At 39.8% G+C, this 12,910-nt stretch carries 15 protein-coding genes; 7 read left to right on the top strand and 8 right to left on the bottom strand.

Features of this window, described 5'->3' with window-relative positions:
* Positions 1-322 precede the first annotated feature (322 nt).
* Genes TJ68_RS02820 through TJ68_RS02830 form a run of 3 tightly spaced genes read right to left on the bottom strand, consistent with a single transcriptional unit; the run spans position 323 to position 1,592 of the window.
* Positions 323-694, bottom strand: coding sequence for a DUF423 domain-containing protein (locus TJ68_RS02820; RefSeq protein ID WP_040928625.1), 372 nt, complete (start codon positions 692-694; stop codon positions 323-325).
* A 12-nt stretch (positions 695-706) separates the two neighbouring features.
* Positions 707-940 carry a hypothetical protein gene (locus tag TJ68_RS02825; RefSeq protein ID WP_040928626.1) on the bottom strand — a complete coding sequence of 78 codons (234 nt, stop codon included), beginning with the start codon at positions 938-940 and terminating at the stop codon, positions 707-709.
* Positions 921-1,592: a uracil-DNA glycosylase gene (locus TJ68_RS02830; protein WP_040928627.1), complete on the bottom strand. Its 672-nt coding sequence runs from the start codon at positions 1,590-1,592 to the stop codon at positions 921-923. Before TJ68_RS02830 ends, TJ68_RS02825 begins: the two co-directional genes overlap by 20 nt.
* Positions 1,593-1,705: 113 nt before the next feature.
* Between TJ68_RS02830 and thiD the strand changes: the two genes are divergently transcribed.
* From thiD to TJ68_RS02855, 5 genes are all read left to right on the top strand, one after another.
* Positions 1,706-2,536: a bifunctional hydroxymethylpyrimidine kinase/phosphomethylpyrimidine kinase gene (thiD, locus tag TJ68_RS02835; protein WP_040928628.1), complete on the top strand. Its 831-nt coding sequence runs from the start codon at positions 1,706-1,708 to the stop codon at positions 2,534-2,536.
* Between the two features lie 47 nt (positions 2,537-2,583).
* Positions 2,584-2,946, top strand: a complete 363-nt coding sequence (locus tag TJ68_RS02840; protein ID WP_040928629.1) for a DUF1806 family protein — start codon at positions 2,584-2,586, stop codon at positions 2,944-2,946.
* An 18-nt stretch (positions 2,947-2,964) separates the two neighbouring features.
* Complete coding sequence (bshB2, locus tag TJ68_RS02845) at positions 2,965-3,651, top strand: bacillithiol biosynthesis deacetylase BshB2 (RefSeq protein ID WP_040928630.1); 687 nt, start codon at positions 2,965-2,967, stop codon at positions 3,649-3,651.
* Between the two features lie 6 nt (positions 3,652-3,657).
* Entirely contained in the window at positions 3,658-4,536 is an 879-nt protein-coding gene (gene folE2, locus TJ68_RS02850) for a GTP cyclohydrolase FolE2 (protein ID WP_040928631.1), read from the top strand.
* 641 nt (positions 4,537-5,177) lie between these two features.
* Positions 5,178-5,369 carry a hypothetical protein gene (locus TJ68_RS02855; protein WP_040928632.1) on the top strand — a complete coding sequence of 64 codons (192 nt, stop codon included), beginning with the start codon at positions 5,178-5,180 and terminating at the stop codon, positions 5,367-5,369.
* A 50-nt stretch (positions 5,370-5,419) separates the two neighbouring features.
* Here the strand turns inward: TJ68_RS02855 and tadA are convergent, their stop codons facing one another.
* Genes tadA through TJ68_RS02875 form a run of 4 tightly spaced genes read right to left on the bottom strand, consistent with a single transcriptional unit; the run spans position 5,420 to position 8,743 of the window.
* Positions 5,420-5,893: a tRNA adenosine(34) deaminase TadA gene (tadA, locus tag TJ68_RS02860; RefSeq protein ID WP_040928633.1), complete on the bottom strand. Its 474-nt coding sequence runs from the start codon at positions 5,891-5,893 to the stop codon at positions 5,420-5,422.
* A complete protein-coding gene (locus tag TJ68_RS02865; RefSeq protein WP_238316021.1) occupies positions 5,893-6,570 on the bottom strand; it encodes an HAD family hydrolase in 678 nt (225 codons plus the stop codon). The genes tadA and TJ68_RS02865 overlap by 1 nt, the downstream gene beginning before the upstream one ends.
* A 17-nt stretch (positions 6,571-6,587) precedes the next feature.
* The gene (locus TJ68_RS02870) at positions 6,588-7,541 is read right to left on the bottom strand and encodes an NAD-dependent epimerase/dehydratase family protein (RefSeq protein WP_040928635.1); all 954 of its coding nucleotides are present in this window, start codon (positions 7,539-7,541) and stop codon (positions 6,588-6,590) included.
* 14 nt (positions 7,542-7,555) lie between these two features.
* Positions 7,556-8,743 (bottom strand): glycine C-acetyltransferase, encoded by a 1,188-nt coding sequence (locus TJ68_RS02875; protein ID WP_040928636.1) that lies wholly within the window; start codon positions 8,741-8,743, stop codon positions 7,556-7,558.
* A 166-nt stretch (positions 8,744-8,909) separates the two neighbouring features.
* Here TJ68_RS02875 and TJ68_RS02880 point away from each other — a divergent pair, with 166 nt between their 5' ends.
* Both TJ68_RS02880 and TJ68_RS02885 read left to right on the top strand, forming a co-directional pair.
* A complete protein-coding gene (locus TJ68_RS02880; protein ID WP_040928637.1) occupies positions 8,910-10,100 on the top strand; it encodes a M20 metallopeptidase family protein in 1,191 nt (396 codons plus the stop codon).
* 12 nt (positions 10,101-10,112) lie between these two features.
* Entirely contained in the window at positions 10,113-11,291 is a 1,179-nt protein-coding gene (locus TJ68_RS02885) for a M20 metallopeptidase family protein (protein ID WP_040928638.1), read from the top strand.
* A gap of 533 nt (positions 11,292-11,824) precedes the next feature.
* On the opposite strand, the gene TJ68_RS02890 is transcribed toward TJ68_RS02885, so the two are convergent.
* Positions 11,825-12,727, bottom strand: a complete 903-nt coding sequence (locus TJ68_RS02890) for a nuclease-related domain-containing protein (protein WP_040928639.1) — start codon at positions 12,725-12,727, stop codon at positions 11,825-11,827.
* Positions 12,728-12,910: the final 183 nt, after the last annotated feature.

Consider the following 12,910-nt stretch of genomic DNA (forward strand, 5'->3'; position numbering starts at 1 on the left):
CGGGCCGAAGGTGGTTTTTCATCTTTAAATAGTAAAATCACAATTCCGTGCAGATTTATTTAACAAAAATATCTCGGTTTTGTTAATTATCCGGGTTTATTTAACATATCCTGGTCGTCGGACCCGATTTTTGTTAATTATAACTTTTTATCTAACAAAAACTGATGAAAAACCTATAAATCTGTTAATTAAAACGATATATCTAACAAATTCAACTAATTTTTGTAAATAAAAGATGAAAAGCCTGCTACCCGACGAACCTAGCAACCAGCTTTGCATCTCCATCAAAAAAGCACCTCACAAAAGAGGTGCTTACTTATCATTACATCTTCACTTTTAAAATTTGGACGATTACCATGATCCATGACGCGATAAACATCACGCCTCCGATTGGTGTAATCGCGCCGAGGATACCGATGCCTGTTGTCAATAAAATAAATAGTGACCCAGTAAATAATAGAATCCCGATGAACATTACGATTCCTGCTGCATTAAACATTGTAGTTCCTGTTAAACCATTTAATACACCGAGTAAAATCAACCCGAGCGCATGATACATTTGATATCTACACGCTGTCTCCCACACTTCTAAATAATGTTCTGATAACTTTCCTTCTAAACCGTGCGCGCCAAACGCACCTGCAGCGACACTGATGAGCGCGTTCACTGCACCGAGTATAATTAACATTCTCATTTACTAATCTCCTTAAAAATCAAAAATCGACGTTTTCGATTCGCCCGCAATATACGTGTTATCGAGCGTACGTTTTTTTAACGGACGCGTTTCTTTTTTCACGTCTTTAGTAGGCTCATCGTCAACGGGTGTTTTATCTTTTAATAATTGTACCAACTTTTCAACTGTATATAAATGCTTTTCGTCGTTTGACGTTTCATATAAATCTAGTTCGTTTTTAATTGAGTTAATGACCTTTTTTCTCAAACTGTTCACTCCAATCTATTGGCGTTTTTCCTTGTTCGATTAAGTACGCGTTCGCCCTACTATACGGATTCGTCCCGAAAAATCCACCTCTATTTGCAGCGAGCGGACTCGGATGCACGCCGGTAATAACTTTATGTTTTGACGTATCGATTAACTTTATTTTCTTCTTTGCGGGATTTCCCCATAAAATAAACACGAGACCGTCACGTTCGTTACTTAGCGTTTCGATAATTGAGTCAGTGAAACACTCCCAGCCGATGCCGCGGTGTGAGTTCGCTTTATGTGCGTCGACTGTTAACACAGTGTTTAACAGTAGCACCCCTTCACGCGCCCAGTCTGAAAGGTCACCGTCTGTGCGTTTTACACCGAGGTCGTTTTCAAGTTCTTTGTACATATTACGTAAACTCGGCGGCACCGTCACGCCAGGTCGCACGCTAAACGCAAGTCCATACGCTTGGTTTTCACCGTGGTAAGGATCTTGGCCAAGTATGACGACTTTCACGTCTTGAAACGGTGTTAACTGAAACGCACGATATATTTCATCTCGCTTTGGATAAACAACACCGTCACTATATTTATTTTCGAGCACTGTTTCAAGCTCGGTAAAATCACATTTTTGTTTAATTATTTTAAAACACTCTGACCAATTCATAGCAGGCCTCCTACATTCACAGTATACCATTTAAGTTAAGCATCATTGTAGATAAAGAGCACTTTATATAGTAAAATATAATCATTATTGCCTAGGATAGGAGAATGAGTAATATGACGCAGAAAAAAGTACTTACAATTGCGGGAACAGACGTCTCAGGAGGCGCTGGTTACGCAGCAGATATAAAGACATTTGAAGATCATGATTTATACGGTTTTTGTGCACTCACAACGATCGTGTCAATGGATCCAAATACGTGGTCTCACCGCGTACACCATGTTCCATTAGAAGTGTTAGATGAACAACTCGAGACAGCACTTTCACTAAGCCCAAATACTGTTAAAACAGGAATGCTTCCAAATGAGGACGTCATTTCTCGAGCAAGCGAAGCAATCAAAAAAAGTGACGCGGAGTTTTTCATCTTCGACCCAGTGATGGTATGTAAAGGTGACGACACAGTATTAAACCCAGGTGTTGTTGACAGCATGCAAAAAGAATTACTTCCGATTTCAACAATCGTAACACCAAACTTAGTTGAAGCGGGTAACTTAGCTGGCATGAAAACACCTAAAACTGTTGAAGAAGTAAAAGAAGCGGCTAAAAAGATTTACGAGTACGGACCTAAGTACGTCGTTATTAAAGGTGGTACAGATCTTCAAGTCGATGAAGCACTAGACATCTTCTACGATGGTGAAAACTTCTACGGATTATATGCAGATAAATTAGAAAAAGCATATAACCACGGTGCAGGATGTACATTCGCTGCAGCAGTTGCATCGAACTTTACGAATGGATTAGAACCACTTGAAGCGGTTAAAGCAGCAAAAGCATTCGTCGCATCGGCAATTAAGCACGGTTCACAAATGAACGAACACGTTGGAGTTGTCAGACACAACGCATACAATAAAGTTGGTACAGTGGACGTACAAGTGAAACCACTATAACGGTAAGAGAGATTTTTATCTCTCTTATTATATTATGGAGGATTATAATGGGATTAAAACGAATAGATGAAGCTGAAGTACAACGCCTACTCGACGCACATAAAAACGAACCTGTTTACTTATACGTTGAAGTAACAAGTGGCGTGTATGCAAGTCATAACGATGATACGAAATTTAATACGGGCACGTTTGTCCGAAACGTCCAAATCACGTACACTGAAGGGTCGCTTAAAGGTGGCGGTAATTTTGAGTACCGCGTTGGCCTTAAACTCGACAATGACGGATGGGTATACGTGACTGGTCTGTCGCATTACACAGTAGAGGACGGGGTCTTTATCCTACATGGTATTGACCACGACGGAAAACTTGCTGCTGCATTAGAAATTAGTCGAGAGAAACTAAAAAAATAAGATTGAACGAGGGATATTATGTCACTTGCAAAAGAAAATCATGTACTGATTATTTACCCTCACCCAGACGACGAAGCGTTTGGCGTTGCAGGAACTATAATGACGTACCGAGATATGGGAGTACCGGTGACGTATGCGTGCTTAACGTATGGTGATATGGGACGCAACATCGGTAACCCACCAGTGACGCGTGAAGCACTGTCTAAATTACGTAAACAAGAACAACTAGAAGCGGCACGTCTCATGGATTTAGACGTGAGATTTTTAGATTATAGAGATAAAACACTCGAGTTTGAAAATCAAGAACTTCTTGAAAATGATATACGAAAAGTAATCGAAGACACAGAGCCGACGCGTTTAATTACGTTTTACCCGGGTTACAGCGTACACCCGGATCACGAAGCGACTGCTGAAGCGGTGTTAAACGTCGTCGCTGATATGGAAGAAAGTAAGCGCCCAACGTTAACGCTCGTCGCGTTTGATAAGCGTACGTTTACTGATTTAGGCGAACCAACACTTCAAACGGATATTAAAAAGTATGCTGAACGTAAAAAAGAAGTACTCGCTGCACATAAATCTCAAACAGAAAAGCTGTTAATTGAGCTGTGTAAAGATACTCAATTTAGTAAAGAGGCACGCGAGCGTTGGTTTGAAAAAGAAAACTTCTATTATTACGATATTAATGATTGGAAAAATAAGGAGTAGCTAAGCATGACGAATATAGATCTTTCAAATCGCGAAGCGCGATATAAACACTTTGGTTCGGTCGATCCAATTAAAGGGACAAAGCCAAAAACGAAAGAAGAAATGGCCGACTTACAGAATACGAAAAAAGACTTCCTCTTTGACGTACAATCTGTCGGTATCAATAACCTGACGTACCCTGTTCGAGTTGGAAATTACCAATCTGTTGGGAAATTCGAACTCGCAACGAGCTTACGACGAGACGAAAAAGGAATCAACATGAGCCGAATTTTAGAGTCGTTACAAACTCAAAATGACGGCGGTATTTTACTCGAATTTGATACGCTAGAAAAAGTACTCGCAGTATTAAAAGAACGTATGAACCAGGAATCATCAGAACTTACTGTCGAGTCGACATGGTTCTTCAACAAACCGTCACCTGGCACTGAGCTTGATGCGGTAGCGCACGCGGACGTACGTTATCATATGGAATACACGGATGACGCTGTGACAAAAACACAGTTCGGTATGACAGCAAGCGTCACGACACTATGCCCATGCTCAAAAGAAATCAGTGAGTACAGCGCGCATAACCAGCGTGGATTTATAACTGTGCTTCTAGATATCGATGAAAACGAAGAAGTACCTGCTGATTACAAAGAAATCGTCTACCGCGCGTTAGAAATTAACGCATCGAGTCAGTTGTACCCGATTTTAAAAAGAACAGATGAAAAAATGGTTACAGAACGCGCGTATGAAAACCCGCGCTTCGTCGAAGACCTCATTCGACTCGTCGCATACGATATTCATGATCTACCATGGGTTAAGGCATTTGAAATCGAGTGCCGCAACGAAGAAAGCATCCACCAACACGATGCATTCAGCCGTATGAGATTTGAGAAATAATAATTGTGAGCTAGACCTAGGCGGGTCTAGCTTTTTTTGTTTGGAGTTGTTCGTGGTGTGTGTGTGATGGGATTTATTTAACAAAAATTAGTCGAATCTGTTTGATATATCGATTTAATTAACAGATTCGCGGGTTTTTCATCGATTTTTGTTAGATAAAAAAATATATTTAACAAAAATCGCGCCAGGCGACTAGAATCTGTTAAATATATCCGGATAATTAACTAAATCACGATATTTTTGTTAAATAAATTTTGGAGAAGTTATGTTTTTACTCTTAAAAGATGAAAAGATACCGCAAGCCTGATCTTATTTACAAAAATTAGTCGATTCTGTTAAATATATCGATTTAATTAACAGATTCGCGGGTTTTTCATCAGTTTTTGTTAGATAAAAAATTATATTTAACAAAAATCGCGGTCGGCGACCAGAATTTGTTAAATATTTCTGGATAATTAACAAAATCATAATATTTTTGTTAGATAAATCCAGATGAAATAGTATTATTATACTTTATATCCATCTCTCTCCTATTCAAAAGAACAAAAACCTGGTCTCTACTTTGTCTGACTAGCCATTCGCCTTTTTTCTCCCACTTCGTTATAGTTAAGACATATAAACCGTTAAGGAGACTCAATTTTATGAACAAAACTCGAATTTTCTACGCACTACGCGTCATGTTGATCGCGTTTTTAGTGTTTAATACGATTAATAACCTTGTCGAATCTCCGACTGGTAGTATTTCAAGTATTTTTATGTACTCTATTATGTGTGCAGTACTCGTCGTTGCTGTTTCTTTATTACTTCTCGGAAAACCGGACGAATTCAAATAAAAAACGCCTTTAAGTGAAGGCTTGAAATATCATCATTTCAAGCCTGTGTTTCACTTAAGGCGTTTTCGTTTTTTATTCGCTCTCAACTCTTTAAAAAAGTCCGTGAGCATTTGTCCACATTCGTCTGCTAAGACACCAGAAATCACTTCTGCTTGGTGATTAAACCGCTTCTCACTCAGTAAATGCATTAAACTGTCGACTGTACCGCCTTTTTTGTCAGACGCACCGTATACGACAGTTGGGATACGGCTCATTATAATCGCCCCGCTGCACATGACACACGGCTCGAGTGTCACATAAAGTGTACACTCTTCGAGCCTGAATGTGCCGAGCGCTTCACACGCGGATTCTATCGCGAGTAGTTCCGCGTGGGCGGTCGGTTGCTGCGATGTTTCACGTAAGTTGTGTGCGCGAGCGATGACCTCGTCATCTTTTACGATGACTGCTCCGATCGGTACTTCACCAATCTCCGCTGCTTTTTTAGCCTCTATAATTGCGTGCTGCATATATTTTTCGTGATTCATTAGACGATAAACTTCCCACCGTTAAATAATTCATGCACACCGTCAACAATATGATCTGCGTCACTTAAAAACTCTCGAGTCGAAGTGCCACTTAAGACACCAATTGTCGTGATACCATCATCTTTTCCAAGTTGAGTGTCCGTATAATTATCTCCGACAACTGCAATTTCATCATACGTATAACCCGCTTCAATAATCGTATCGAGGACTTCAACATCCGGCTTAGAATATGTTGAATCGTCTCCAGCAATCACAAAATCGACAAGTCCGTTTAAATTAAATTTCTTTAAAAAAGCTTCTGTACTTAGTCTCGAGTCAGACGTCACAATCGCATTTTTATAACCGAGTCTCTGTCCTTCTTTTAACGCTTCGACAGCACCAGGAAGTAGCTCCATATTATTTAAGTATTTATGAACGTGTTTCAAATAATACTCTTCTGCCCAGTCGCCGCCACCATCTGCGCGTCTGTCATACGCATTTTGAATGTCTCGTCCTGTTCCAGAAGCAAGCATCGAGTTCGGCTGAATTTTTTCATCAACAAATCCGACTTCACGTCTAAACGCCTCGTCATATCCAAGGTCAAAATGTGCTTCAAACGCGTCTAAACTCGCCTTCGCGAACGGCGTCCAAATTTTTTCGTAATTTAGTAACGTGCCGTCTTTATCATAAGCGATCACTTTTACCAAAAAATCACCTACTGCTCTGTCACTTTTACTTTGATGTTTTTAAGCATCACTTCTGTCATTTTATCTAAATCATATTTCGGATTAAAATTCCATTGCTCTTTTGCTTCACTGCAATCGAGGGAGTTTGGCCATGACTCTGCAATCCCTTGACGCACAGGGTCAACATCATAATTCAGTTTAAAGTCTGGAATGTGTTTACGAATCGACTCTGCAACCATTTCAGGTTCAATACTCATCGCTGAAACGTTAAACGCGTTACGCGTTTTTAATTTTTCCGGATCCGCATGTAATAAGTCGATAATCGCATCGATTGCATCATCCATAAACATCATATCCATGTATGTCCCTTTGTCGATAAAGGACGTGTACTCGCCTTTACGAATCGCGTCAAAATAAATTTCAACTGCGTAGTCTGTCGTTCCACCACCCGGCTCTTGCATAAAGCTAATTAAACCAGGGAAACGTACAGAACGCGTATCGACACCGAACTTCGTATAGTAATAATCTAAAAGAAGTTCTCCCGCCACTTTGTTTACACCGTACATCGTCGTCGGACGCATCAGTGTGTGCTGTGGAGTATTATCTTTTGGCGTGCTCGGACCAAAACTCCCGATTGAGCTTGGTGTAAAGTACTGCGCACCATAAATACGAGCTGCTTCAATCGTATTAAATAAACCGCCCATATTAATATGCCAAGCGAGCTCTGGATTTTCTTCAGCAGTCGCACTGAGTAACGCCGCTAAATGGAGAATCGAATCTGGCTGGAACGCTTCAACGACCTCCATAACGCGTTCTTTATCTGTCACATCTAAAATCTCAAACGGTTTACCGACCATCGGACCACTTTCTGGCATACGAATATCCGTCGGCAACACATTTTCTTCGCCGTACATTTCTCTTAAACGTACGACGAGTTCGGTCCCAATTTGTCCTAAAGCTCCAGTCACTAAAAACTTTTCCACGATGAAAATCCTCCTTAAATGATGCCGAGTTCGTTACCGACTTCAGTGTAAATTTCGATTGCTTGATCGAGCATTTCTTTAGTGTGTGCTGCTGTTGGCATGTTTCTCACGCGTCCAGTGCCTCTTGGTACTGTTGGGAATACGATTGATTTCGCGTAGACGCCTTTTTCTTGTAGACGACGTGAAAACTCTTGTGCTTTCTTTTCTTCACCAATAATAACAGGAGTAATCGGTGTTTCAGAGTTTCCGATGTCAAATCCAGCATCTTTTAAGCCTTGTTTTAAATAGTTTCCATTTTCCCAAAGTTTGTCGTGAAGTTCAGTTGATGCCATTAATTTTTCTACCGCTTTTGTAATTGCTGCAGTATCAGCTGGCGTCAGCGCTGTTGAGAATAAGAACGGGCGCGCTGCAACTTTTAAGTAGTCGACTAAATCTTTAGATCCCGCAACGTATCCTCCTACGACGCCAATTGCTTTAGATAAAGTACCCATTTGTAAGTCGACTTCTTTTTCTAAACCGAAGTGCTTCACTGTACCGGCACCTTTACCCATAACACCTGAACCATGCGCGTCGTCGACGTACGTAATAAGATCGAATTCTTTTGCGACTTTAATCATTTCAGGTAAGTTTACGACGTCTCCGTCCATTGAGAATACACCGTCCGTGATGTACATCACTTTATTGTATTCGCCAGACTCTGTCGCTTCTTTTGCTTTTTTACGTAAATCTTCTGGGTCGTTGTGATTTACACGAATAATTTTCGCACCAGATAAACGACATCCATCGATAATGCTCGCATGGTTTAATTCATCAGAAAGAATTGCGTCCCCTTTTTTCATAATTGCAGGAATTGCACCTTGGTTTGCGTTAAACCCTGACGTTAACGCAATAACCGCTTCTGTTCCTTTAAACTTCGCAAGTTTTTCTTCTAAATCTCTATGAAGATCCATCGTACCGTTAATCGTACGTACAGCTCCTGCACCGACACCGTGTGAATCGATCGCTTCTTTTGCAACTGCTTTCATTTCTTCATCTGTTGCAAGACCGAGATAGTTATTTGACGATAAGTTAATTAATTCTTTTCCATCGATATTGATAATTGGACCGTTCGCACCCTCTACAACATCGATTTCGTTGTATAGACCGTTATCCTTTAATTCAGTTAAATTCTGATTTAAATATTCTTGTAAAGTCTTTGACATAATTTAAACGTCCTCCTTAATGTTCTTAACTTATATTTTAACAGAATACAAAGTGACTTAAAATTAAATGATATTTATAATGTATTTGAAATTTTCGGACTATTTTACCCCGCTCTCCAATTGATTCTGTTACACTATTAATATTAAAGACAGGAGTGATGTTACGATGACGATTGAAAAACTCGTTTCTAACTATGAAAGTGACATGGTCGAGACTAGACGCTATCTCCACCAACATCCCGAACTTTCATTTCAAGAAGAAAAAACATATCAATTTATATTAGATCGTTTAAAGTCGTATGACGGCATTGAAATTAAAGAGCGTGTCGGTGAAAACGACGACAACGACGGTAAAGGAATCTTTGCAAGTTTTGGTAGCGGGCATCCGCACATTGCGTTTCGTGCTGATTTTGACGCGTTACCAATACAAGATAAAAAAGACGTACCGTACAAATCTACAGTGGACGGTGTGATGCACGCATGCGGACATGACGCGCATACGACGACACTGCTCACACTCGTCGACGCTGTCTCAAAATATAAAGACAAATTAAATGGTAAAGTGAGTTTCATCTTCCAATACGGTGAAGAAGAACCACCAGGCGGCGCTGAAGCGATGATTAAAGACGGCATTTTAGACGACGTCGACTTTGTCTATGGCCAACATTACTGGAGTCAGTTCGATACACATGAAATTCACTCAACGAGTGGTGCACTAATTGCGAGTCCTGATAAATTTAGAATTACGATTCAAGGGCGCGGTGGGCACGCAGCTTATCCACAAAGAAACATCGACGCGATTTTAATTGCGAGCGAGTTAATAGTGAATTTACAGTCGGTCGTATCCCGTCAAATTTCACCGATTGACCGTGCGGTTGTGACGTTTGGTCATATTAAAGCTGGGGACACATTCAACGTCATGCCAGACCGCGTCGTATTAGAAGGTACAGTACGCACTTTTGACCACGACGTCAGAGAAGAAATCGTGCAAATCTTTGAACGTGAAATTGAAGCTGCAACTAAAAAACGTGGTGCGGAAGCTGATTTCTTTTACCATAGAGGTTTCCCACCAGTGATCAACCACGAAAGAGAAGTTGGTATCATAGAGGAAGCAGCAAAATCACTCGGTTTAAATTACACAGACACAAAACCTTTAATGATCGGTGAAGACTTCTCGTTTTACATTCAGGATACTCCGGGTGCGTTCTTCTTAACAGGTTCAGGTAATGAAAGTAAAAATTCAACGTACGCGCACCATCATGAAATGTTTGATTTAGATGAAGATGCGATGTTGTCCGCTTTAAAAATGTTTATGAAAATTATTGAACTTGAAAATATCATTACATGGGACGAGTAAGGAGGAGATTCTATGAACATTCGTGAAGCGATACTCGAACATTTTGAAGACGCTGTGAAAAGACGTAGACATTTACATATGTACCCAGAGCCTTCATTTCAAGAGTTTAAAACAAAACAATATATTTATGATGAATTAAAAAATTTACCTTTAGAAATTGAAAGAGACGTCGGTGGAAATGGTGTCGTCGCGCGTTTAATCGTCGATGAATCATACGATACACTCGCATTTCGTGCAGACTTCGACGCGCTTTTAATCCAAGAAGAAAACGACGTACCGTATAAATCTAAAAACGACGGTGTGATGCATGCTTGTGGGCACGACGCGCATACAGCTGCACTGATTACATTTGCACATATTTTATCAGAACATAAAGATGAACTACCGGTAAACGTGGTCTTTATCTTCCAACATGCTGAGGAACTCGTTCCAGGGGGTGCGAAATCGATGATCGAAGACGGTTGTTTAGATGGAGTCGATTACTTCTTCGGCACACACGTTGCGTCTTTAAAGCCTGTCCATGAATTTGGATGGAACTACGAATCAATGTACGCAAATGCAGACACATTCACGATTACAGTGACAGGTAAAGGTGGACACGGTGCTGCACCTCATACGACGCACGACCCAGTCGTCGCTTCCGCGTATTTAGTCGAGCAATTACAGTCTATTGTATCGAGAAATGTCGATCCGTTAGAATCAGCAGTACTTTCAGTTACTGCATTTAATGCTGGAAAAGCATTTAACGTCATTCCACAATACGTCGAGATAAAAGGAACTGTCCGCACATATGAAAGTGACGTCCGCGAACTTGTACTATCACGTATTGAAGAAATCGCTAAAGGCGTTGGACTCGCACAAAACGTCGACTTCGATGTTGAAATTCACCACGGTTATCCCGCACTGAAAAACGATGTCAAAATGACGGATTACGTGCGCAGTCTAGCTGAAAAAGACGTCGACTTCGTCGAAAGCGTCGTGAAACTTCCTGCATCGATGGGCGGAGAAGATGCAGCGTACTATTTACAAAAAGTACCCGGTTGCTACTTCTCAACAGGTGTAGGGAACGTCGACAAAGGAATCACACATCCACACCACCATCCAAAATTCGATATCGACGAGGACGGCATGAAATCCGTACTCGAACTCTTCTTAAAAATCGTCATGAACTTTGGCGAGTTCGAGAAGTAAATATTAGGTAGTCCCCTCTTTGGTTAGAGGGGACTTTTTTGTGTGAATATAGATGAGTTTCCCAGTAGTTGAGCGTCTCAGTAGGCTTTTGTTCTTTTGGTGGGGTGTGTTTGCTAATTATTTACAAAAAAACTTCGAATATGTGAGATATATTAGGATAATTAACAAAATTATAGAATTTCACTCCGTTTTTGTTAGATAAAAAATTATATTTAACAAAAACCACACCCGACGACCGAAATTTGTTAAATATATCCGGATATCTAACAGAATTCGGATATTTTTGTTAATTATAATCTTGTGGAAGTGTATTTTTATCATTATAAAGGATAAAGGACCTTATGAGCAGCGCTTATTTACAAAAATCTCGCTAATTTGTTAGATATATCAAGATAATTAACAAAAACTCAGAATTTCACCCGGTTTTTGTTAGATAAAAAAATATATTTAACAAAAACCACACCCGACGACCGAAATTTGTTAAATATATCCGGATATCTAACAGAATACGGATATTTTTGTTAATTATAATTTTACGAAAGTGTATTTTCTCCCTTTAAAGTATAATGTCGTCCTTTCTTATCTCCGTGACTGTGACAGATCACATTTAATAATCGTCGCAGCTTGCTCGGTGTGTACGCGTGCCCAATCCATTCACTTAAACGACTCAATGTAATTGCATCATTTGGAAATAACGTCTTCATCTCGGTAATACTTCTTCTAATCGCGTCGTCGATCTTTTCATCAGCACCACACGATCGGCATTTCAAGCTATTATACGTCTCGACCTCAAGCCATCCCGAACAGCTTTGACACGTTAGACCTTTTCTCGCCTGACTAAAATCCAATTTCAACTCAAGATTATAACGCGACTCCTTCAGTCGAGCAGACTCTAATTTCTTCAACGTATAGCTATGATTTTTATCGTATGCTTCTTCATTTAGTGATTCTAAAAATCGATTCAGTTGACTCGCCATCACAATCGGCTTATCACGCGTTAACTGATAAATTGAACATTGATCATTTACAAACACCACATAGTATCGAACATCTAAATTTAAATTTAGCCGTTTCAAATGATTTTTTAACATAATCTCTGCACGTTCTGTTTGAGACAACGGATTTTTAATTTTACGCAAAGGATTTAAACGATAAAAACCGTTCTCTCGCAATTCAAAATCACCATAGAAGTTTTTGATCTCAATGATAATGCATGTATTATTCAACACGATTAAAAAATCAATCTGGCATTCACTTCCGCCACTTTCAAAACGATAATCAGTGATCACCGCGATATTATCATTTAACTTATTGTCCATTAAACTTTTAAAATAAAATTCTCCAACCTTGCCTTTTCTCTCTAACTCGAGTTCAAGCTGTTGCTCTCGGTCCAAATCATATCTTCTTTCCAAAAACTCTAATTCACTTATTGTCATTTTTATCCCTCCTAAACACATATGCTAGGAAAGTGCGATTTATCTTTTAAAACTTTTAGGGAAGACGCGATTTCCTAGAAAATAATCGCTTCAGAGGGTTTTTATTCTTTTACTTTACAAAAATATCGCTAATTTGTTAGATATATCAATATAATTAACAAAAACTCAAGATCTCACCCTGTT

The sequence above is a fragment of the Nosocomiicoccus massiliensis genome, from assembly GCF_000438455.1.
GTDB classification, from domain to species: domain Bacteria; phylum Bacillota; class Bacilli; order Staphylococcales; family Salinicoccaceae; genus Nosocomiicoccus; species Nosocomiicoccus massiliensis.